Origin of the sequence: Bacterioplanoides pacificum (assembly GCF_042648445.1) — a bacterium.
GTDB classification, from domain to species: domain Bacteria; phylum Pseudomonadota; class Gammaproteobacteria; order Pseudomonadales; family Oceanobacteraceae; genus Bacterioplanoides; species Bacterioplanoides pacificum.
Genome location: NZ_JBHRYB010000005.1, coordinates 374,887 through 396,509, shown reverse-complemented (window position 1 = coordinate 396,509; position 21,623 = coordinate 374,887). Strand labels below are relative to the sequence as shown.

Annotated in this window: 23 protein-coding genes; 14 read left to right on the top strand and 9 right to left on the bottom strand. The window is 53.7% G+C overall.

Annotated features, from left to right (window positions below; all coding sequences use genetic code 11):
- Positions 1-301 precede the first annotated feature (301 nt).
- From ACFOMG_RS06450 to ACFOMG_RS06430, 5 genes are all read right to left on the bottom strand, one after another.
- Positions 302-1,723: an NADPH cytochrome P450 oxidoreductase family protein gene (locus ACFOMG_RS06450; protein WP_376865519.1), complete on the bottom strand. Its 1,422-nt coding sequence runs from the start codon at positions 1,721-1,723 to the stop codon at positions 302-304.
- The gene (locus tag ACFOMG_RS06445) at positions 1,723-2,544 is read right to left on the bottom strand and encodes a DUF4198 domain-containing protein (protein WP_376865518.1); all 822 of its coding nucleotides are present in this window, start codon (positions 2,542-2,544) and stop codon (positions 1,723-1,725) included. The genes ACFOMG_RS06450 and ACFOMG_RS06445 overlap by 1 nt, the downstream gene beginning before the upstream one ends.
- 62 nt (positions 2,545-2,606) lie before the next feature.
- Entirely contained in the window at positions 2,607-3,131 is a 525-nt protein-coding gene (locus ACFOMG_RS06440; protein WP_376865517.1) for a DUF2271 domain-containing protein, read from the bottom strand.
- 9 nt (positions 3,132-3,140) lie between these two features.
- The gene (locus ACFOMG_RS06435) at positions 3,141-3,740 is read right to left on the bottom strand and encodes a PepSY-associated TM helix domain-containing protein (RefSeq protein WP_376865516.1); all 600 of its coding nucleotides are present in this window, start codon (positions 3,738-3,740) and stop codon (positions 3,141-3,143) included.
- Between the two features lie 124 nt (positions 3,741-3,864).
- The gene (locus ACFOMG_RS06430; protein ID WP_376865514.1) at positions 3,865-6,213 is read right to left on the bottom strand and encodes a TonB-dependent receptor domain-containing protein; all 2,349 of its coding nucleotides are present in this window, start codon (positions 6,211-6,213) and stop codon (positions 3,865-3,867) included.
- A 288-nt stretch (positions 6,214-6,501) separates the two neighbouring features.
- On the opposite strand from ACFOMG_RS06430, the gene ACFOMG_RS06425 reads away from it, so the two are divergent.
- A complete protein-coding gene (locus ACFOMG_RS06425) occupies positions 6,502-6,783 on the top strand; it encodes an antibiotic biosynthesis monooxygenase family protein (protein ID WP_376865513.1) in 282 nt (93 codons plus the stop codon).
- A gap of 69 nt (positions 6,784-6,852) precedes the next feature.
- Here ACFOMG_RS06425 and ACFOMG_RS06420 read toward each other — a convergent pair whose 3' ends face one another.
- Complete coding sequence (locus ACFOMG_RS06420) at positions 6,853-7,488, bottom strand: alpha/beta fold hydrolase (RefSeq protein ID WP_376865511.1); 636 nt, start codon at positions 7,486-7,488, stop codon at positions 6,853-6,855.
- Positions 7,489-7,841: 353 nt separating this feature from the next.
- On the opposite strand from ACFOMG_RS06420, the gene ccoN reads away from it, so the two are divergent.
- The 12 genes from ccoN to ttcA all read left to right on the top strand — a co-directional run bounded on the left by ccoN (position 7,842) and on the right by ttcA (position 18,862).
- Positions 7,842-9,275, top strand: coding sequence for a cytochrome-c oxidase, cbb3-type subunit I (gene ccoN / locus ACFOMG_RS06415; RefSeq protein WP_376865510.1), 1,434 nt, complete (start codon positions 7,842-7,844; stop codon positions 9,273-9,275).
- Between the two features lie 14 nt (positions 9,276-9,289).
- Positions 9,290-9,898, top strand: a complete 609-nt coding sequence (gene ccoO / locus ACFOMG_RS06410) for a cytochrome-c oxidase, cbb3-type subunit II (protein WP_376865508.1) — start codon at positions 9,290-9,292, stop codon at positions 9,896-9,898.
- Between the two features lie 4 nt (positions 9,899-9,902).
- A complete protein-coding gene (locus ACFOMG_RS06405) occupies positions 9,903-10,082 on the top strand; it encodes a cbb3-type cytochrome oxidase subunit 3 (protein WP_376865506.1) in 180 nt (59 codons plus the stop codon).
- A gap of 2 nt (positions 10,083-10,084) precedes the next feature.
- Positions 10,085-11,005 (top strand): cytochrome-c oxidase, cbb3-type subunit III, encoded by a 921-nt coding sequence (ccoP, locus tag ACFOMG_RS06400; RefSeq protein WP_376865505.1) that lies wholly within the window; start codon positions 10,085-10,087, stop codon positions 11,003-11,005.
- 273 nt (positions 11,006-11,278) lie between these two features.
- Positions 11,279-12,697 (top strand): cytochrome c oxidase accessory protein CcoG, encoded by a 1,419-nt coding sequence (ccoG, locus tag ACFOMG_RS06395; protein ID WP_376865503.1) that lies wholly within the window; start codon positions 11,279-11,281, stop codon positions 12,695-12,697.
- A gap of 109 nt (positions 12,698-12,806) precedes the next feature.
- The gene (locus ACFOMG_RS06390; protein WP_376865502.1) at positions 12,807-13,310 is read left to right on the top strand and encodes a FixH family protein; all 504 of its coding nucleotides are present in this window, start codon (positions 12,807-12,809) and stop codon (positions 13,308-13,310) included.
- Positions 13,307-15,721: a heavy metal translocating P-type ATPase gene (locus ACFOMG_RS06385; protein ID WP_376865501.1), complete on the top strand. Its 2,415-nt coding sequence runs from the start codon at positions 13,307-13,309 to the stop codon at positions 15,719-15,721. Before ACFOMG_RS06390 ends, ACFOMG_RS06385 begins: the two co-directional genes overlap by 4 nt.
- A 3-nt stretch (positions 15,722-15,724) precedes the next feature.
- Positions 15,725-15,922, top strand: a complete 198-nt coding sequence (gene ccoS / locus ACFOMG_RS06380; protein WP_376865500.1) for a cbb3-type cytochrome oxidase assembly protein CcoS — start codon at positions 15,725-15,727, stop codon at positions 15,920-15,922.
- Positions 15,923-15,936: 14 nt separating this feature from the next.
- On the top strand, positions 15,937-16,623 hold the full coding sequence (locus ACFOMG_RS06375; RefSeq protein WP_376865499.1) for a sulfite exporter TauE/SafE family protein: 687 nt from the start codon (positions 15,937-15,939) through the stop codon (positions 16,621-16,623).
- A 65-nt stretch (positions 16,624-16,688) separates the two neighbouring features.
- Positions 16,689-17,453, top strand: coding sequence for a fumarate/nitrate reduction transcriptional regulator Fnr (fnr, locus tag ACFOMG_RS06370; protein ID WP_376865498.1), 765 nt, complete (start codon positions 16,689-16,691; stop codon positions 17,451-17,453).
- 243 nt (positions 17,454-17,696) lie between these two features.
- Positions 17,697-17,828, top strand: coding sequence for a hypothetical protein (locus ACFOMG_RS06365; protein WP_376865496.1), 132 nt, complete (start codon positions 17,697-17,699; stop codon positions 17,826-17,828).
- Positions 17,829-17,950: 122 nt separating this feature from the next.
- Positions 17,951-18,862 (top strand): tRNA 2-thiocytidine(32) synthetase TtcA, encoded by a 912-nt coding sequence (gene ttcA, locus ACFOMG_RS06360; protein ID WP_376865495.1) that lies wholly within the window; start codon positions 17,951-17,953, stop codon positions 18,860-18,862.
- Between the two features lie 7 nt (positions 18,863-18,869).
- Here the strand turns inward: ttcA and ACFOMG_RS06355 are convergent, their stop codons facing one another.
- Both ACFOMG_RS06355 and greB read right to left on the bottom strand, forming a co-directional pair.
- Positions 18,870-19,373: a hypothetical protein gene (locus tag ACFOMG_RS06355; RefSeq protein ID WP_376865494.1), complete on the bottom strand. Its 504-nt coding sequence runs from the start codon at positions 19,371-19,373 to the stop codon at positions 18,870-18,872.
- Between the two features lie 68 nt (positions 19,374-19,441).
- Positions 19,442-19,996: a transcription elongation factor GreB gene (greB, locus tag ACFOMG_RS06350; RefSeq protein ID WP_376865493.1), complete on the bottom strand. Its 555-nt coding sequence runs from the start codon at positions 19,994-19,996 to the stop codon at positions 19,442-19,444.
- 92 nt (positions 19,997-20,088) lie between these two features.
- Between greB and ACFOMG_RS06345 the strand changes: the two genes are divergently transcribed.
- A complete protein-coding gene (locus ACFOMG_RS06345; RefSeq protein ID WP_376865491.1) occupies positions 20,089-20,361 on the top strand; it encodes a PGPGW domain-containing protein in 273 nt (90 codons plus the stop codon).
- 184 nt (positions 20,362-20,545) lie between these two features.
- Here the strand turns inward: ACFOMG_RS06345 and ACFOMG_RS06340 are convergent, their stop codons facing one another.
- A complete protein-coding gene (locus tag ACFOMG_RS06340) occupies positions 20,546-21,385 on the bottom strand; it encodes an SMR family transporter (RefSeq protein ID WP_376865489.1) in 840 nt (279 codons plus the stop codon).
- Positions 21,386-21,623: the final 238 nt, after the last annotated feature.

Sequence of the window (21,623 nt, the reverse complement as noted above, 5' to 3'; positions counted from 1 at the left end):
ACCGGAACAGATCATAAGCAGTTATTTATCATTGGTATATGATTGAGGAGACATTAACCACCCCACTCTCAGCAACCTCAGCCCCCTCCCCAGCAAACCCACTACCAGGGTAATGACGTCGCTGCGATACAGTTTGCCAGCGGCGATAGTGCCTTGGAACGGCTGCGATAACTCCGTATCCGGGATGCAGCGCTACGACACAGCTTTGAAAGCCGTTATTGGTGGGTAGCGCTGCGCTTACCCACCCTACCGTAATGGGGTATTCGGGGCGGGTTATTCGCGGTGGGTTTTCAGCAGTGGCTTAATAGACGTCGCGGCGATAACGCTGTGTTTGTATCAGCTGCTCGACCATCGGCTCGCCCAGCAGGGTGGTTAACATCTCGTCCAGGTCCTGGGCCATTCCAACGCGGCTGCCACAGACATAGATACAGGCGCCTTGCTGCAGCCAGTGTTGCAGCCGTGCCTGCTGAGCCTGCAGGGCCTGCTGCACATAACCACTGTGTAACTGGCCGCTCAGTTGTGTGCTGAGTGCTTCGCCATCCTCGCCGTGCCAGCGCGAAAACGCCAGATCAAGGTGTTGTAAGCGGCCGTCGTTAAGCCAGTCTTTCAGAGTGTCTTGCCAGATGGCGTCTTGGTAGGGCGAACGTTCGCCAAATAACAACCAGTTCTGGCTGCTGGCCGGCCGTTGCGCCAGATGCGCGCGTAAACCGGCCAGACCGGAGCCGTTGCCGATTAAAATTAACGGTGTGTTGTCGTCTGGGGCATGAAAGCCGGGGTTATCAAGCCGGGTAAAGACGGCCTGTTCACCGATATTCAGCTGCTGACACAACCAGCCTGAGCCCAGCCCGGGGGTGCCATCGGTCTGATGTTGCAGGCGCACCAATAACCGCAACACGCCCTCTTCCGGCACCGAGGCGATGGTGTATTGCCGTGTTTGTGCTGGCTGCCCCGGGCGGGCCGGCAACGTCAGTTCGGCAATATCACCAGCTTGCCACAGTGGCCAGGCACCTGGCTGCTTATCTTCCGGCTGGAATTGCAGCTCGTACAGGCCATCCGCATCGGTATCGGGATTAAGCAACCGCCGCTGGCTGAGCCGGGCATGAAGCTGGGGCCGGGCGGCATCTGATAACGTTGCCGCAACCTCATCTGACGTATCAGCGTACAACCCGGCCTGCGCTAGTCCTTGCCACCAGTGTTGAAGTGGCTGCTGCTCTGGTTGTTGCTGGTCGAGACACACCAGATCAAACAGCGGCTGCGCGCCGCAGCGCATCAGCTGCTGCTGCAATTGTTTGCCAAAGGCACAAAACTGCGGATAGTCAGAATCACCCAGCGCTAATACGGCAAACTTCAGCCCGGGCAATGTCGCGGCGGCTAACCGTGGTAAAAACAAGCGGCCGTTATCCGGCGCTTCACCGTCACCATAGGTGCTGGCCACCACAATAAGCTGCTGTAATTGCTGCAACCGGCCGAGACTGAGCTGATTCAGCGCCAGGCATTCAACCTGGCCCTGTGCCGGACCGCTCAGGCGACGGGCGGTGTGTTGCGCCAACTGCTGCGCCCGGCCACCTTCACTGGCATACGCCACCAGTATCACCGGGTTATCGTCTGCCGCCGGTTTAAATAACCGCGTCTGCGATAACACACGGCGATAACACCAGAGGCAAAACAGCAGATAGCCCAGCACTAACAGGCCGGCTGACAGGTACGGTTGCAGCGCCAGCATCAGTCGGGTAACACCTCAAACACCGCGGTGTAACTGACACTGCGCTCAGTGGCCGGTTTAGTGGCGTTTGCGTCTTTATATTCCGCTTCCATAAAGTAGCGCCCGGCACCCTGCCAGTTAATGCTGAAGGCACCGTTTTTATCACTGGTCAGCTGAATTTCGTTCTGGCTGTCGCGGTAGCGGGTACCTTCTTTAATCAGGGTAATGTCAGCCCCTTTCAGCGGCTCACCGTTTAACATCAGAGCAAACTGTGCGCTTTCACCAGCGTACAGATCGTTCGGGTGGGTGCTGGCTTTTAATTCCACCCCTTCACCACGGATGCGTTGTACGTTGTCGCTTGGCGCCCCGGCGGTGACGAAGGTTTCTGCACGACGGTAGCTCTCAACAATGCGCACTTCCTGGTCTTTCGGAATGGCGTTTAAAATCTCCTCGGCACTGGCAGTTTTACCCCGACCGGGGAACATATGACGCTTGCCATTGGCGTCTTTCCAGAACGCGTTCATGCCTTGCATGGTCATAAACACGCGATAGCTGCCCGGTTGATCCAGGCTCAAGTCGAACACACTGCGGAACTTACCTTTGGCCACGTTTTCCGGCTCGACCGCACTGCCATCCGGAGCGCTGATACGAATACCATCGGTGCGCAGCGCGACGTGATCAAAATTAAAGATGCTGTTGGATACCGCGGCATCAAAGGTGACCGCCGGATTGTCACCGGATAACACAGTGACGTCCGGTAAAATCCATAACCGGTGGGCCTGGGTGCTGGCGCTGGCCAGTACCAGAGTGCTGAGTAACAGGGGTTTGAATGAAAAAGCCATTATGTCTTCCTTTTATTGAATAAATAGTTGAAGCACGGGGTTAGCCGTCGATTGATGCGCTATCAGGGCACCAGAGTCAGGCTGATATCAGCCAGTTCCGATTCACCGCTGGCCTTCAGCGTCTGGCGTTTGGCCGGTGGCCAGCTGAACGGAATATTGACCAATTCCCGCCCGCCGACTTCCCGTGCCGCCTCGACCCGTAAGCGATAGTCACCGGCCACCAGTTGCTCTAACCGGGAGTCTCCGGCCGACCAGCTCAGGTCGTATTGCCCCGGGCCCTGGGTCGCACCGCTAACGCCATCGACCGGCATGGCCAGGCTGCGACCGCTGCGTCGCCACCACTGGCGCATGTCTTTAAGCCATTTTTCACCTTCGGCATTTTTCATATCGGTGTCGTACCACACCGCCATGTTGTGTACCTGCTTGCTTTGTTTGTGCTCCAGCCAAACAGCAACGTAAGGCTTGTGGTATTCAGCAACGCTCATGGCGGGGATTTCCAGTGTTACCGTCAGCTCCTGCGCCTGACTGCCCACACTGATACCGGCGGCCAGCGTCAGGCCTCCAATCCGTTTTAACACGTTCGTCATACACACTCCTTAATGAAAGGTCAGAATAATAATTAACAGCGGGATTAACGCTCCCAGCACCACCAGCGGCCAGCTGCCCGGGCGCTGCTGGGCGTAGCGGGCTAACAGCCACAATCCCGATAACGAAAAAATCACACACAACAGCGAAAAAATATCGATAAACCAGCTCCAGGCAACACTGGTATTGCGGCCTTTATGCAGGTCATTTAAATACGAAATCACACCACGGCTGGTGTGTTCGTAAATTAATTCACCACTGTCGCGCTCAATGCTGAGCCAGGCATCACCACCAGGCTGAGGTAACGCCAGATAAATTTCGTCGTCGTCCCATTCCGCTGCGCGCTCAGGCACACGGATATCATGCTGCAATAACCACTGGCGTAAGGCGCCGGGTAACGCGCCGTGATCACGCCGGGCCAGCAGTGCGGTTAAACCGGGCGTCAGGGTCAGTTCCTGGGTGGTAACCACCGGGCTGGCTTCGATATCGCCAGCGTGATTTAAAGTAATGCCGGTAACCGCAAATAACAGCATGCCCACCAGACAAACGGCTGAGCTGATCCAGTGCCACTGGCGTACAGTGCCCAAAAAAGCCGGAAATTTAACTGCCACGTTTTGCCTTTATTTTTCAGCGTTTCAGCGGTCGCTGGCTTGTCGACAACGACCACCGATAAAAACAACAAAACACGCGCAGAGCAGCTCTGCGCGTGTTACCCGGATTACAACGGAACAATAATCAGAACTTAACGTTCATGCTGAGCCACAGGTTGCGACGTTTGTCTTTGTTGTTGTAATCGTCGTAGGCCTTCAGGTCGTAACCGCCGTTGCCGTCGTCTTCAAATTCCACTTCGTAGCTGGTGAAATCCTGATCCAGCAGGTTATTAATACGACCGCTGAAGCTCAGATTGTCAGACACCGTGTAGTTCATACCAAGGTGAAATACCTGATACTCATCAAAATATTTGGCGCCGTTTTTACCTTCATTCAGGCCTCTGCGTCCAAAGCCACGGAAGCGGTCACTGCGATGCTCCATCGTCAGGTACAGGCTGACGGCATCATTGGCCTGCCAGTCGAGGGTGGCATTGGCCATGTTTTTCGCCGTTCCGTTTAACGGATAACCTTTTTGTGTCCCGCTTTTCTGTTCAGAATCGGTGTAGGTGTAATTACCACGCAGCGTCAGGCCATACCCCAGCGCCGTGCTACCGGCCAGTTCGACACCCTGAATTTCCGCTTCATCGATGTTCACTTTCTGGCTGAAAATACCGGCATTCAGATCTTCGTAGCCCCCAATATTTACGCACGGCTTAACACCACCGCTGGTTTCACAGGAAGGTACTTCATCGCCGCTAACGATTTTGTCTTTAAAATCGTTTTTAAACAGGGTGATATTAAAATCGTGATCGCCGTTCAGGCTCTGCCAGTACACCGCCAGTTCACTGTTAACACTTTTCTCTGGTTCCAGGTCCGGGTTACCGGCAAAGGGTCGGGTGCCCTGGCCACCAAAACCAGTTACACCGTTGTACAAATCGGTGGTTTTCGGCGTTTTATAGCCCGTTGCCACACCCCCTTTAACGGTCCAGTTGTCGTCCAGCAGGTACACGGCGTACAACCGCGGGCTGACATTTGAGCCAAACTGGTCGTGGTCGTCGTAGCGCAAACCGGCGGTTAACGTCACATCCGGTATCAGGTTCCAGTTATCCTCGGCAAATAACGAAAACATGGTGAAATCGGATAACTCACCCACATTGCCGTCTTCCATACCAAACACACTGTCTTCCAACTCACCCTGAATCAGCTGACCGCCAACAATGACGTTATGACGGCCGTAAAAATCGTCTACCGGAATTTCCAGCTTGGCATCCAGGGTATACTGGCGGCTTTCCATGGTGCGCTCAGGACGCGGCAGGAATTTTTGTGCCGCAATATCACGGCGTTCCTGCTCGCTCATTCCGGCATAGGCTCCGGTGCCATCGTAAATGGTTTTAAATTCCTGACGCTCGGCTACCGATAACGGCAGCGTCCGGCCTTCATTGGCGCTATTAATGTGCTGCAAAGAGATCCAGCTGTTACCAAACGACCATTCACCTTCATGAGCGATGGCGATTTGCTGGCGGGTGAATTCCTGGTCTTTGGCATAACCGACGCGTGGGCCACGACTACTCCACAGCGTGTCGATGCTATCAACGGTGCCCAACGGGAAAGAACCATCCGGCAGTGGTTTGTTGTCGTACTGCTGCTTCCAGAAATCAACGTCCAGGGTCAGCAGCTGACGGTTATCAATTTGCCAGTTGATACCACCACCGACGCTTTGGTTTTCGCTGTCGACGGTTTTACCGCCACTGCCAAAACCCAGCTCACGGGTTTGTTGCTGGCCTGCCGGATTGGTGACGGAATCGTATTCCGGCTCGTTGGCATCGCGCTGATAAAAGCTACCGCGCACTTCCATCGCCAGGGTGTTATCGATTAACGGACCGGACACAGTGAAATCAGCAGTGGTGTCATCGCCGTATTCGTCCACTTCCTGGAAGGTACGGCTGATGGTCGCCGAACCGCTCCACTCGTCGGTCATTTTTTTTGTGATGATATTGATCACACCACCAATCGCATCAGCGCCATATAAGGTGGATGCCGGGCCACGGATCACTTCCACCCGTTCGATGGCGTCCAGCGGTGGCACATAGTTAAACTGGTTACCACCAAAGTTATTCGGATAAATATCGCCGTGATTGTTCTGGCGACGGCCGTCAATTAACAGCAGCGTATAATCGCCACCCATACCACGGATGGAAACACTGCCCTGGCCGGTTTTATCGCGGGTTTCACCCACATCCACACCTTCCAGTTCACGCACAATATCCAGCAGTGTCATATACGGACGAGAACGCAATTCCTGTTGCGATATCACAGAAATACTGGCCGGCGCCTCCACCAGTTTCTGTTCAAAGCCGGAAGCCGACACCACCATATCGGACAAATTAACCCCATTTTCTTCCGTTGCCTGCGCCTGAGCAGTCGCCAGTGACAGACCGGCCGAAGCGACCACCAGAGAAATCAGATTGCGGGAAAAACGCACACGTGTGTTCATGACAATATCCTGTAAAGCAACCGCCAAAACGGTTGTTTGCGATAATAAACCCGGCCACAGCCGGTCGATGATCCGCGGCGGATACTACGCCAATAAATATCAATGAGAATCCTTATCATTAATATTTATTGTAATGTTTTGTCAATTATCAATAGCAAGTGCGTATCAACAAGATGCAGCTCCCGGCAAATATTCAGGATTTTTGACGCAAACATACAAAGCCGGGACACCTTTGGTTATGCTTATAGGTAACCAACACACCAAGCCGCAAGAAAGGAAAATCAACTGATGATTAAGGTTATTATTGAGCGCGTGATTGCCGATGGCATGGAAAGCACCTATGAAGCTGCGATCAAAAATACGCTGCGCACCATGCTGGAAGCAGAAGGTTATGTGTCGGGAGCGACCTACAAAGATGCTCAGAACGCCAATCACCGTGTGATCATTACTAACTGGCAAAGTCTGGAAGCCTGGAGTCAGTGGTCCCACTCCGATACCCGCCGTGAAGTGATTGGGGCGATTCAGCCGATTCTGCAACAGCAGGAAAAAATCACCATACTGACGGCCTGAATGACCGCCGCATAACAAAAACGCCCGCATCCCGGCAGGACAGCGGGTGTTTTTATCGCCACACGAACCTCAGGCAAGACACTGAAAAGCAAAATCCGCCAACCCTTTAATGGCGGCGTTTATATGATCCTGATGGCAGTAACCACTGGCCTTACGCGGCTTCAGATCGTGATTGCCATCCTCCAGCCACAACCACTGAATCGCCGCACCCAGCGGGTAACCAGCAACCTCCTCGCGACTGCCCATCGCATCACGCGTGCCCTGGGCGATAAATAACGGGTCGCCAAAGTCCTGCAGATGGGCCGTCCGCAACAACTCCGGTTTGCCCGGCGGATGAAACGGATAACCCAGCGCAGCAACGCCTTTAATCTGCTGCCGGATACCCGCCGTAAGCTGGTCGTCACAGGCCAGCAAGGTCGCCATACGTCCACCCATGGATTTGCCGGCAATCACACACGGGCGCTGTTGTTGTGCCACCACCTCAGCAAAGGCCTGTAGCAGTATCGGCGCCCGGTCCGGTGGTCGTTTTTTGCCGTCTTCACGGCGCTTCGTCATATAAGGAAACTCGAAGCGCAACACCGAACAGCCATGTGTCGCCAGGCCTGCGGCCAGCTGTTGCATAAAATCACTGTCGGCACCGGCGCCGGCACCGTGCGCCAGAATAATTAACGGGCCAGCGGCCGGGCCATCCTGCAAAACCAACATCACTATTTCCTGCCTGGGTCTTAACCATTGAATTTATAAGGGAATTTCTTGGGGAACTTCCGGAAGACTCTTGCGTTATATCAATATTTTGACAGAGCACCAATTTAATATGCAGGGTGTCGTTAAAGCGAATGGTTAATGTAACTGCGCAAACGGCGGATCAGAACACGGGATGTTGAAACAGTAGCTGATAAGCATTCTCAACAGCATGATTTCTGGTCCAGAAAAAAGTGGCTTAAGCTGCTGAAAATCAGGCGTTTTTTCTGCCTTTGATTGCAAATAGTAATTTCAGGGCGGATAATGTCGCACCGATTTTTTAACCCTCAACCCTCGCTGTTAAATGGAATCTGATCATGAGCACAGCATTTGACCATCCCGAGTACAACTACAAGGTGGTAAGACAGTTTGCCATCATGACTGTAGTCTGGGGCATTGTTGGCATGGCAGTTGGTGTATTAATCGCTGCTCAGCTGGCATGGCCTGCTTTAAACTTTGATACCCCTTGGTTATCGTTCGGCCGTTTGCGTCCGTTACATACCAATGCGGTTATTTTCGCCTTTGGTGGCTCTGCTTTATTTGCAACCTCCTACTACATTGTGCAACGTACCTGTCGCACCCGTCTGTTCTCAGACACGCTGGCATCTTTCACTTTCTGGGGCTGGAATGCCGTGATTGTGGCGGCGGCCATCACACTGCCTCTGGGTATGACCTCTACCAAAGAATACGCTGAGCTGGAATGGCCAATCGATATTCTGGTCACTCTGGTCTGGGTTGCTTATGTGGTGAACTTCCTTGGCACGGTGGCTATCCGTAAAGAAAGCCACATCTATGTTGCCAACTGGTTCTTCGCCGCCTTTATGATCATGATCGCTATCCTGTACGTGGGTAACAACCTGTCAGTACCGGTTTCTCTGACCAAATCTTATTCTGTCTGGGCAGGCACCATCGACGCCATGATTCAGTGGTGGTGGGGTCACAACGCCGTTGGTTTCTTCCTGACCGCGGGCTTCCTGGGCATTATGTACTACTTCGTGCCGAAACAAGCGGGTCGTCCGGTATATTCTTACCGTCTGTCGATCGTTCACTTCTGGGCACTGATTTCCATCTACGTCTGGGCCGGTGGTCACCACCTGCACTACTCCGCACTGCCAGACTGGGCACAAACTGCCGGTATGGTGATGTCTCTGATCCTGCTGGCACCAAGCTGGGGCGGTATGATCAACGGTATGATGACGCTGTCTGGTGCATGGCACAAACTGCGTAACGACCCTATCCTGCGGTTCCTGGTTGTGTCTCTGTCGTTCTACGGCATGTCGACCTTCGAAGGTCCGATGATGTCAATCAAAACGGTTAACGCACTGTCTCACAACACCGACTGGACCATTGGTCACGTACACTCCGGTGCTCTGGGCTGGGTTGCTATGGTTTCTATCGGTGCGCTGTATCACCTGATTCCTATCATGTTTGGCCGTAAAGCCGGTGACATGTATTCCCTCAAACTGATCAACACACACTTCTGGCTGTCGACTATCGGCACCGTACTGTACATCGCAGCTCTGTGGGTGAACGGTATTATGCAGGGCCTGATGTGGCGTGCAGTTAACTCCGACGGCACCCTGACCTACAGCTTCGTTGAATCGGTTGAAGCATCACACGCAGGTTATGTGGTTCGTGTTATCGGTGGCGGTCTGTTCCTGCTGGGTATGTTCGTGATGGCTTACAACGTCTATATGACGATTCGTGACGCCAAAAAACAAGCAATCGCTGCGGCACCTGCTCAGGCTTAAGGAGTAAGAGAACTATGATTAAGCATGATGATATCGAACGCAGCTTACCCCTGATGGTGATAATGATTGTTATCGCACTCAGCTGGGGTGGCATGGCGGAAATTGTTCCACTGTTCTGGCACGACGACACAACCACACCGGTTGAAGGTCTGGAGCCACTGAGCGCTGTTGAACTGGAAGGTCGTGATATCTACATCCGTGAAGGTTGTCACGTATGTCACACCCAGATGGTTCGTCCGTTCCGTGCAGAAACCGAACGTTACGGTCCTTACACCGTTTCCGGCGAACACGTTTACGAGCACCCGTTCCTGTGGGGTTCCAAGCGTACCGGTCCGGATCTGGCGCGTGTAGGTGGTCGTTACTCCGACGAATGGCACCGTGCTCACATGTACAACCCACGTGATGTTGTACCTGAGTCCATCATGCCGTCTTACCCATGGTTATTCGAAAACAAAGTCGATGGCCGTGACACACCAAACAAGATGAAAGCTCTGCGTATGGTCGGTGTACCGTACACAGATGAAGACATCGAAGGTGCTAAAGACGCAGTTGACGGTACCACTGAAATCGAAGCACTGGTTGCTTACCTGCAGCAACTGGGCACAGTAGTCACTAAACGGTAATCCCATGGATATTAACGACGTGCGCGGACTGGGCTCCGTATTCGCCCTGATAGCTTTCAGCGGAATCCTGTGGTGGGCCTATGGTTCCAGCCGCAAAAAACGATTTGAAGACGATGCTCACATTCCATTCCAGAACAATGATGATGGAATGCCGCTGCACGACGATAAAGATCGGAGTAAATAACTATGTTAGAAACATTTTGGCATTGGTGGGTCGCCGTCATCGTACTGGGATCCATTATTGGTTGCGGCGTACTGATTCAATACACCAGTAAAGGCCAGCGTAAAGACGAAACCGACCAGACCACTGGTCATGAGTACGACGGTATTCAGGAACTGGATAACCCGCTGCCACGCTGGTGGGTATTTATGTTCTGGGCAACCATCGTGTTTGGTTTTGGTTATCTGGGTGTCTATGGCCTGGGCAACTGGAACGGCCTGCTGACGGTTGAAGTTGACGGCGAACAAGTGACCTGGTCTTCCGAAAACCAGTGGAAAGCGGAAGTTCAGGCGTTCGAAAAAGACGTCGCGCCGCTGTTCAATAAATACGCGGCTGTCCCGGTAGCTGAACTGGCTAAAGACAAAGAAGCCATGGAAACCGGTAAGCGCCTGTTTATGAGCAACTGCACCATCTGTCACCAGACGGATGCAACCGGCACCAAAGGTTTCCCGAACCTGACCGACCACGACTGGTTGTACGGCGGCAAACCGGAAAACATCATTCAGACCATCAAGCACGGTCGTCAGGGTGCCATGCCGCCCTGGGGTGGTGTGTTGGGTGAAGACGGCGTTGCCGACATGACCGAATACGTTCGTTCTCTGTCTGGCCTGAAGCACGATGCTACAGCGGCCGAGCGCGCAGCGCCGAAATATCAGCAGCTGTGCAAGGTCTGTCACGCGGCGGATGGTACCGGTAACCAACTAGTTGGCGCACCGAACCTGACTGACGACGTATGGCTGTACGGCGGCTCTACCAAAGACATCACCTTCACTCTGAAGAATGGTCGTAACGGTAAGATGCCAGCCTTTGGTGAAATCTGGGATACCAACACGGATCAGAAGATCCACGTGGTAGCGGCCTATATTTATTCTCTGTCTCAGAAATAAAAAGGCCTGTCCGGCTCAACCGGAATACCCCTGCTGGCGAAGGTTGAGCTAAGACAATAAAACCAGAAAAAAGCGGCTTAAAGCCGCTTTTTTCATTATCGGCCCTGTCCATGGCCTATATAATTTGTGCGTTATATAAGAGAACGCTGAATGAGAGACGGCGTTCCGGCGGCAGCACTGACCGCTGCCATAAGATTGCCACCTGCCTGGCCGGGTTTCCGACCTGACCGACCGGTGTTAAACGCCAACGAGCCAATAAGGTGATTTGCTGTTATGAGTAATATTCCGGTTAAGGACGTTACGCCCCCATCCGCCAAACAATCGCAAAGCATGTATGAAAAACGCCAGAAGATTTACGTTCGTGAAATCGAAGGGCTGTTTCAGAAAATCCGTTCTTATTCTTTGTGGGCCCTAATGCTGGGCTACTTTGGTACCGCCTGGTTAACCTGGGACGGTCGTCAGGCGGTGTATTTTGATCTGCCCGCCCGTCAGTTCCATATTTTTAGTATGACCTTCTGGCCACAGGATTTCCCGCTGCTGGCCGCGTTGCTGATTATCTGTGCCTACGGCCTGTTTACCATCACTAATCTGGCCGGTCGTATCTGGTGTGGTTATACCTGCCCGCAATCGGCCTGGTCATTTATTTTTATGTGGATCGAGGAGCGGGCCGAAGGTACACGTAATCAGCGTATTAAACTCGATAAAGAGCCGATGTCGGCCACTAAGGTACGGAAAAAAGCCATTAAACACATCGCCTGGCTGGTGGTTGCGCTCTGGACCGGTGTGACCTTTGTTGGCTACTTCACCCCGATCCGCGAGCTGATCCCGGACATGCTGGCGTTTGACGTCAACGGCTGGGGGGTATTCTGGATTGCCTTTTTTACCGCCGCCACTTACATCAACGCCGGCTGGATGCGCGAACAGGTGTGTATTTATATGTGCCCCTACGCCCGTTTCCAGTCCGTCATGTACGATGCCGACACTCTGGCGGTGTCTTACGACTTTAACCGCGGCGAACCACGCGGCAAACGCTCGAAAAAAGAAAAAGATGCCGAAGCGCAGAAGCAACTGGGGGACTGTGTCGACTGTTCGTTATGTGTGCAGGTGTGTCCGACCGGTATCGATATCCGTGATGGTCTGCAATATCAGTGTATTGGCTGCGCGTTGTGCATCGACGCCTGTGATTCCATCATGGAAAAACTGGACAAACCTAAAGGCCTGATCCGCTACACCACAGAAAATGAACTGGAAGGCCAAAAGACACATTTCTTCCGTCCACGGCTGATTGGTTATGCGGCAATGCTACTTGCCATGATTGGTGGCCTGGCCTACACCATGATCACCCGCACACCGTTCGAGCTGGATGTTGAGCGCCCACGCAATACGCTGTACACAGAAACAGCCAATGACACCGTCAAAAATGCCTACATGCTGAAGCTGATGAATATGTCTCAATCGCCTGAGACGTACCTGCTCAGTGTCGAGGGGCTGGACGGCGCACAGCTGAACGCAGCCACTGAGTACACACTGGATGTTAACGATATCGAGGAGGTGACCCTGACACTCGAAGTTGATCCGGCCACAACCCCGTTGCGTAGCAGTAAAACCGCCATCACCTTTGTTATTACCCACAAGGCCAGCGGTGAGGAATTTGCCCGCAAAGAAAGTACCTTTATTGCTCCGCGTCAGTAAAAAAACGCAAGAGCGCTAGTGACAAACCGCCTGAGTGGTTAAACTTGGGCGGTTTTTTTACAGCTCGCAAACGGCGCCTGGCGCTGACCATCCGAATACTGAGTAAATTATGAAACCTGAGAATCAAGAACCACTGACCCGCTGGTATCAGGAGCCTCTGATGCTGATTATTGCCGGTATTCCACTGCTGGCTGTGATCTGGGGCGGCGTGATGTTATATACCGCGCTGCAAACCAAGGATTCTCTGGTCAGCGACAGTTATTATAAAGACGGCGTCAGTTTTACCGAAAACAAAGCCCACGATGAAAAAGCCGCGCGCTTACAAATCAACGCCAGCGCAATATTTACCGCCGACGAAGTACGCCTGGAGCTGGATGGCTACCTCGACGAATACCCCAACACGTTAACCATGCAGCTGATTCACCCAACTCTGGAAGATCAGGACGCTACCTTACTGTTACAGCGTATGCTCGATGGCAGCTACGCTGGCGTCAACGACATCGAATTACCCAGCCGCCGCCGTATCTGGCTCGACAGCCCGGAGCAAGGCTGGCGAATTCGCGCCTATCCGCTGATTGAAGCCGGCCGAGAGATAACACTGAACGCCAAATGAGCACACAACAATCCTGTTTTCACTGCGGTGAAACCACCCGTGAGGGCGAACGCTGGGCCACCGAAATCGACGGTCAGGTTCGTCCCATGTGTTGTCCGGGCTGCAAAGCCGTGGCCGAAACCATCGTCGCCAGCGGTTTAAAGGATTATTACAAACACCGTACTCAACTGCCGGAACTGAGTCCGGCCGACGGTGACGACCAGGACCTGACCGCCCGCGACACCCTGAAGTTATACGACTCCGACGCCCTGCAACGCAGCTTTGTTGCCCGCGATGGCGAACTGGCCGAAGCCACCCTGATCATCGACGGCATCAGCTGTGCCGCCTGTGCCTGGCTGATCGAGCACAGAATCAATCAGCTGCCCGGGGTCGACAATGCCGTATTAAATATGTCCAACCACCGCCTGGTGGTGCGCTGGCATTACGCCGATATCGCGGTATCCAGCCTGATTGAAGCCATTTACCGTCTCGGCTACCGCGCCAGCCCCTTCTCCGCCACCGAACAGGAAGCCCAGCGCAGCCGCGAAAGCAAACAGGCCATTCGCCGCCTGGCCGTTGCCGGCATCGGTATGATGCAGGTGATGATGTTGTCCGTGCCGTTGTACGTTGGCATGGCCGCCCAGTACGAAGTGTTTATGCGCTTTGCCGCCCTGATTCTGACTCTGCCAGTGGTGCTGTTCAGTGCCAGGCCCTTTTTTATCGCCGCTGTCCGTGATCTGAAAACCCGCCATCTGACGATGGATGTGCCGGTATCGCTGGCCATCTGGCTGGCCTTTGGCGCCAGCATCTGGAGTACCTTTAACCGCGGCCCGGAAGTGTATTTCGACTCCGTCTGTATGTTTACCTTCTTCCTGTTGCTGGGTCGTTATCTGGAGATGCGCGCCCGCCACCGCATGGGTAAAGCCGGTAATAATCTGCTGACACTGCTGCCGAATGTGGCCGTAAAGGTTATCGACGGTGGCGACGATCAGGTCATCAGCAGTGAAGAAATCTGCGTCGGCGATATTCTGCGGTTGCGCCCGGGTCACGCCATACCCGCCGACGGCATTGTCACCGCAGGCAAAAGTTCGGTCGATGAAGCCGCCCTCACCGGCGAATATATGCCGGTCGACAAACAAACCGGCGACACCCTGATTGGCGGTACCTTTAATGTTGAGAGCCCGATGCTGATGCGGGTTACCGCCACCGGTGCCGAAGCGCAACTTTCGACCATTATGAGACTAATGGACCGGGCGCAGCAGGAAAAACCGAAAGCCGCGCTGCTGGCCGATAAAATCGCCAGCCACTTCGTTGCCGCTGTGCTGATCATTTCCGCCAGCGTATTTTCATTCTGGGCCTGGCAGGGTGATGAGCACGCCTTCTTTATTGCCTTGTCCGTCCTGGTGGTCACCTGCCCCTGCGCCTTATCACTGGCAACGCCAACCGCTCTGACCGCCGCCACCGCCTCGTTGCGTGAAGCCGGGTTATTGATCAGTAAAGGTCACGTACTGGAAACCCTGCCACAGATCGACCGCGTGGTATTTGATAAAACCGGTACCCTGACGCTCGGCCGGCTGACGCTGTCACAGGTGATTCCGCTGCAGGGTGACGACGAAAGTCACCTGCTGCAACTGGCCGCCGGACTGGAGCAACACGCCAGTCATCCGATTGCCAAGGCGTTTCAGCACATTAGCGCAAAAGCCGCCAGCGATATTGAACAAATTCCGGCCCAGGGCATTCAGGGCCGGATTGACGGTCAGTTACTGAAGCTCGGTCATCCTGGCTTTGCCTGGCCAGCCCCCCTGCAACCGCCCGGCGACGATGGTGGCCAGTGGCTGTTACTGGCCAGCGAACACGCTCCGCTGGGCTGGATTCAGGTGAATGACTCATTACGCAAAGCCGCCACCAAGCTGGTATCCGGACTGCAGCAACGCGGCATTAAAACCGCACTGCTGACCGGTGATCCAAGCCATTCCGGGCAACGTATTGCGCAACAGCTGGGCATTGATGAACTGTCCTGTGGGGTCAGCCCGGAGCAGAAGTTACAACAGGTGGTCAGCTGGCAACAACAAGGCGAAAGGATTCTGATGGCCGGTGACGGCATTAACGATGTGCCGGTGCTGGCCGGAGCGGATGTCTCCCTGGCGGTGAATGAAGCCACCGATCTGGCCAAAACCAATGCCGATACCGTCCTCACCAATGGCCGGCTGGAAGTGCTGCTGGCCGCCATCGACGGTGCTGCGGCAACGCGTCGCATTATTCGTCAGAACATCGGTTGGGCATTACTGTATAATCTGGTCGCTTTGCCCATCGCAGCTGCCGGTCTGGTTCCTCCCTGGGCCGCCGCCATTGGTATGTCGCTCAGCTCGCTGATTGTCGTTACTAACGCCCTGCGCCTGAACCGTATCGGACGCCTGGCTAAAGAGACCTGATCCATGGATATTATTTACGTTCTGGTTCCGTTGTCGTTGCTGTTACTGGCCATCGCCATCGGTATTTTTTTCTGGGCGGTCCGCAGTGGCCAGTTCGATGATATGGAATCCCCGGCCCATAAGATCCTGTTTGACGATGACGAACCGGAAAAACCACAAGCGCCGGATCAGGCGACCGATGACACACAACCACGCTGTTAAGCGCCCCTGCGACTATGAATGAACCGTTATCACTGCTGACCGCCCTGCTGATTGGTCTGTTTGGTGCCAGCCATTGCCTGGTGATGTGCGGTGGCATCGCCGCCGCTACCGGCAACAGCAGCTTACCAGAGCGCCGCCTGGCATCACTGCTGGCGTTTAATGGTGGCCGTATCAGCTCCTATGCCGTTGCCGGTTTACTGGTCGGTGCTGCCGGCTTATGGCTGCAACAACTGCATGACAGCCTGATGCTGCTATTACGCTCACTGGCGGGGGTGATGCTGATACTGATGGGACTTTACGTCGCCCGCTGGGCCAGCTGGCTGACCCGTATCGAACGGCTGGGGCAATATCTGTGGCGTTTTTTACAACCGCAGACCGGACGTTTGTTGCAGCAGTCGTCTCTGACGGCACGCTTTGGACTCGGTATGTTATGGGGATGGTTACCCTGTGGTCTGATTTACAGCACCCTGAGCTGGGTTGCCGCTAATGGTGACCCGTTATTGGGCGCCTTAACCATGGCGACCTTTGGCCTCGGCACTCTGCCCGCGTTACTGGCCGGAGGTTTGGCCGCCGCCACCCTGAGCCGTTGGCTCAACCATCAGCTCACCCGGCAACTGGCCGGTCTGCTGTTGATTGGCTACGGCTTATGGACAGTTACTTCGGTGTGGTTACCAGTCCTTGACAGATCCATCAGTCACTAGGAGTATAGAGCCAGTTTTCGAATGACCTGGCGTTAACGCACCGGGTACTCACACCGGATATTAGTATGAAATCATCTACCGCTCCTTCGCCACTGCGTGGCACTCAGCCGCATTGTCAGACCTGCTCCCTGAATGCACTGTGTTTGCCTCTGTCGCTGAACGATAACGACATGGAACGCCTGGACGACATTATTCGTCGTGGCCGGCCGATCCAGAAAGGTCAGTTATTATTTCAGCAGGGCGAACCCTTTCAGTCAGTATTTGCGGTGCGTACCGGTGCGTTAAAAACCTACACCCTGGCATCAAACGGCGAAGAACAGATCACCGGATTCCACCTGGCCAGTGAACTGGTCGGCCTGGCGGGTTACAACAATGACTTTTATCCGCTGTCAGCGAAAGCACTGGAAACCACGACCGTGTGTGAAATTCCGCTGACCCAGCTGGATGAACTGGCCGATGAGCTGCCCGACCTGCGTAAACAGCTGATGCGCACTATGGGGACAGAAATCCGTCATGACCAGAACATGATGTTGCTGCTGAGTAAAAAGAATGCCGAAGAACGGGTGGCGTCGTTCCTGATGGATATTTCCACCCGTTATGCCCGCCGTGGCTTTTCAGCGACCCACTTCCGTCTGCCAATGTCACGGGTCGATATCAGTAATCATCTTGGTCTGGCGGTCGAAACCATCAGCAGGGTGTTTACCCGCTTCCAGAAAAACGGCCTGATCGAAACCCAGGGCAAAGAAATTATTCTGCAGGATATCGATACCCTCAATCAGCTGGCCGGGCTGGTTTCTGACGACGACTGTGGTCACAGCGACAGCAAATAACCACAGCTGTACCACTGACATTTCCCTGTTCAGGGAAATGTCAGTTTAATCAAGGCATTCTTCCCCTCTTTCTCCATTATCTGGCACAGCACCTGCGTTATATTTTTGACGACTGGTTTTTCTGGCGCTGTTTTTTGAATAAAAACTACGCAAGTCCAATCAGGCTATTCTAAGGTAACAATACAGGGACTGAACTCAGCCGGCTGATGAACGGCATTCGGTACCGTTACGAGGTATAACGCTATGGGAATCTGCACCCGGGAACTGCTGGCGCGGTTATGGAAGCGTTTTTATCACCCGCGCAGGGGCGCCAGCTGCGAACACTTTATTAATAACTACCAGCTGTTGGTGGAAGGCGTTAACCGGGTCGCCTGACAATGCCCGCCAGATGTAATCCGGCGGCTTGCGAAGGTTCCCTGAACCCTGGCTTTTTGTTATAAAGCCCTGCTTAACTCCGGCCTGCGGGCCCGCATTTCCTTCAGGAGCAGTTTCCGGCCATGCAAGACGTTGCCACTTTTGACCCACGCCAAGCCAACGAACCGGCCAGCCCGGTTGTCAGCGATCAGGAACGCAAGCAGAAAACCAACTTTAATAAGTTACAGAAACGCCTGCGCCGTAACGTCGGCAAAGCCATCGAAGATTACAACATGATTCAGGATGGCGATAAAATCATGGTCTGCCTGTCGGGTGGTAAAGACTCCTATACCATGCTCGACATCCTGATGAGTCTGCAAAAAAGCGCTCCGGTTAAGTTTGAGCTGGTCGCCGTGAATATGGACCAGAAACAGCCCGGTTTCCCTGAACATATCCTGCCTGCCTATCTGGAACAGCTGGGAGTGCCGTATCACATCGTCGAAAAAGACACCTACAGCGTGGTAAAAGAGGTCATCCCGGAAGGTAAAACCACCTGTGGTTTATGCTCCCGCCTGCGGCGTGGCACCCTGTATGGGTTTGCCGAAAAAATTGGTGCCAACAAAATTGCCCTCGGCCACCACCGCGACGACATCATCGAAACCCTGTTCCTCAATATGTTTCATGGCGGTAAATTAAAAGCGATGCCGCCTAAGCTGCTGAGCGATGACCAGAAACACGTATTAATCCGGCCACTGGCGTATTGCAAAGAAAAAGACATCGAAGCCTTTGCCACAGCCAAAGAATTTCCGATTATTCCGTGTAATTTATGTGGTTCACAGGAAAATCTGCAGCGCCAGAACATTAAACAGATGCTGGCCGCCTGGGATAAAGAACAACCTGGCCGCAGCGAAAACATTTTTGCCGCGATCAGCAATGTTGCACCGTCACAACTGGCCGACGGAGCGTTGTTTGATTTTGTCAATCTGGAGCAAAAACAACAAGGCAGTCATCTGGGCATACGCCAGACCCTGCTGGATGTGGTACACGTCGACTAACGACGCATTATTCCGGGCCAACACTGTATAACCCGGCCAGTGATAACTTATATTCTCCTGGCCGGATTAAATAAAAGGTCAACATGTAGCGTCGTTCACTGGTGAGGTTTTCTGCCCGGGCTTTTAACTGGCAATGTTGCTCGTGTAACTGTGCTCTGGGCAATTCGACTTTTACGGCCAGTTCACCTGCCAGTTCCTCAACCTGCACGGTAGAAATCGCCTGCGTTGGTGTGCCCGCCATGCCTTTACGAATCCACTGAAAAAACAGCTGGTGACGGCCACCCTGTTCCGTCCGCACGACCCGTACATAGCCCTGTCCCTCATTCGACTGCCAGGGACATACACGGGTCACCTGGTCGACCCAGGCGGGCATTTTATACACCTGTTCCAGCAACGCTTCATGACTGACCGCTGGCTGTTCAGCCGCCATAAGCGGCCAGCCAGCCAGGCCAGTACTGCACAGCAGCAGTGCCCGTAACCACGAAAGAAAAACCATCGGCTGTTTTGTCATACCGTCCTCCTGAAGGTAAGACTAGCAGCTGATTAATATTTCGTACGGTTGGTTAGCATTAAAGCCGCTCAGTGATTATCTGCCCAACGATGCCCTGCCGGCTGACCGCTGTCCCAGTCAGGCTTATCATAATGAACGGCAACGATGTAATAACTTTCAAGCCCTTTTGGCAGGCGTACCTCAACCTCTTCGTCCAGTGTTTTACCCATCAGGCCACGTGCCAGCGGAGCATCCACGCTGATATAGCCACGCTTCAGGTCAATTTCATCCTCACCGACGATACGATAACGGTATAACTGTTCATCATCGTCTTCCAGTTCAATCCAGGCGCCAAAATACACCTTTTCCAGATTGGCAGGCTTACGGTCAATCACGGTCAGAGCTTCCAGCCGTTTACGCAAAAAGCGCAACCGGCTATCAATCTGGCGTAATCGCTTTTTACCGTAAATGTATTCGGCATTTTCCGAGCGGTCACCCAGCTTGGCTGCATCAGAAACCTGCTGTGTTACACGCGGACGTTCTTCACGCCATAAATAGTCATGTTCCTGTTGCAGCTGTTGCTCCCCTTCCGGGGTGATCAGCAGGCTACGCTTAGGCAATGGTTTTTTAACAGGGTCAGTCATGTGTCTTCTGATAATAATAACAGGCCGGCAGCGTCACTTAATCGCAATAACGGCGTGCCAGGATGCTGCATTTTGCCGGTGAATTTCAAAGAATGATCAAGCGTAGTGCAAAACTGACTGTGGGTATACTGCTGTTGCTGCTCGGCATTCTGATCACACCATTGCCTATCCCATTTGGCCTGCTGAGCATTCTGATTGGGCTGTCGATTCTGGTCAGTGTAGTCCCCGCCGTCCGGCGCTGGCTGATTGTGTTACGCCGACGCTTTAAGCACACGTCCACACGGTTAAATCAGCTCAGCCCGCACCTGCCTGCTTTTTTACGCCAGCTGATCGAAGAAACCGATCCGGAACGACAGAAGCATTAATTTCACATATGAGATCAATTATCATTTACAATGATTTGGATATGTCATACAGTCATCTGCGCTGACTTCACAAAGGAGACTCACTATGACAACGGAACATTACATCAGTGGCCTGGCTGGTCTGTTATTGGTCGGCTTTTGCGCTTTAGCCATTTACCTGCCGGTACATGCCGTTTAACCAATCCTAAGGCCAAACCAGTACCACAATGGCGACAACCAGGAGAGCGGCCAGAACCATTTGCTGACGACCGATTCGTTCAGCAAAAAACAGCCACCCCCATAACAAGGCACCCACAATTCCCAGACCGCGCTTCAGCGCTTCGATGATCCCGGGGTGCAGTTCACGTAATGCCAGCAGTTGCAGAGACACCGCCGCACAGAAAAATAACGCCGCCAGCAACAGAGCAGCACGCTGCTGGCGCAGCGCTTTGAGTGCCAATGGCAGACGTCGCAGAACAATCAGCACACCCAGCAGCAACACCATGCCACTGGTTTGTAATAACGCGTGTAATAACGGCGATGCCGATTGCAGCGCCAGCTTATCGAACACCGTGCCACTGCCCCATCCCAGCGCCACCAGCAACATCAGTGTGGCGCCCGGGCCGGGCTGAAAGTCCTGCCCACCACCATTCAGCAGAAACAACAGTACGACCACCGCCGCTCCTGCTAACCATTCACGCGGCGCCAGCGACTGCTGTAACCAGAAAAAGCCAAACAGAGCCGCAATCACTGGTGTTAACGCCAGCAACGGCACCAGCCTGGCAATCTGCCCGACACGTAATGCTTCAATAAAACACACCGCCGCCAGCGTCGACACCAACAAACTGCCCAGTGCCGGGTACCAGTAGGATGATTGTGGCCAGGCCGGCCAGCTCAGAGCGTTTAACAGCAGATACAGTGGCAGTACCGCCAGCGCCAGGAACCAGCTCAACTGCAACGAGGGGATATGTTCAACCAGCTGTTTACGTTTGAGGTCAAATACCGACCAGCACACAGCGGATGATAAGGCGATCAGAATGGTCATGCGGCCATGTCAGCACAAACCACTCAGTGACTCAACCGCTGTGCGTTTCAGACGGGATGAAGGACATAAAAAAACCGGCAATTAAGCCGGTTTTTTTATCTGTATCACTTCGCGGATACGAACGTAACGAGCGACAGCTGACCGAGGCCAAGGCCATTGAGCAAGCGGAGTGTAGAAGTTCTACATGAGGCTGATTTTTGCTCCTGCAAAATCTGCATTTCCACCATCCCTGGCGGTC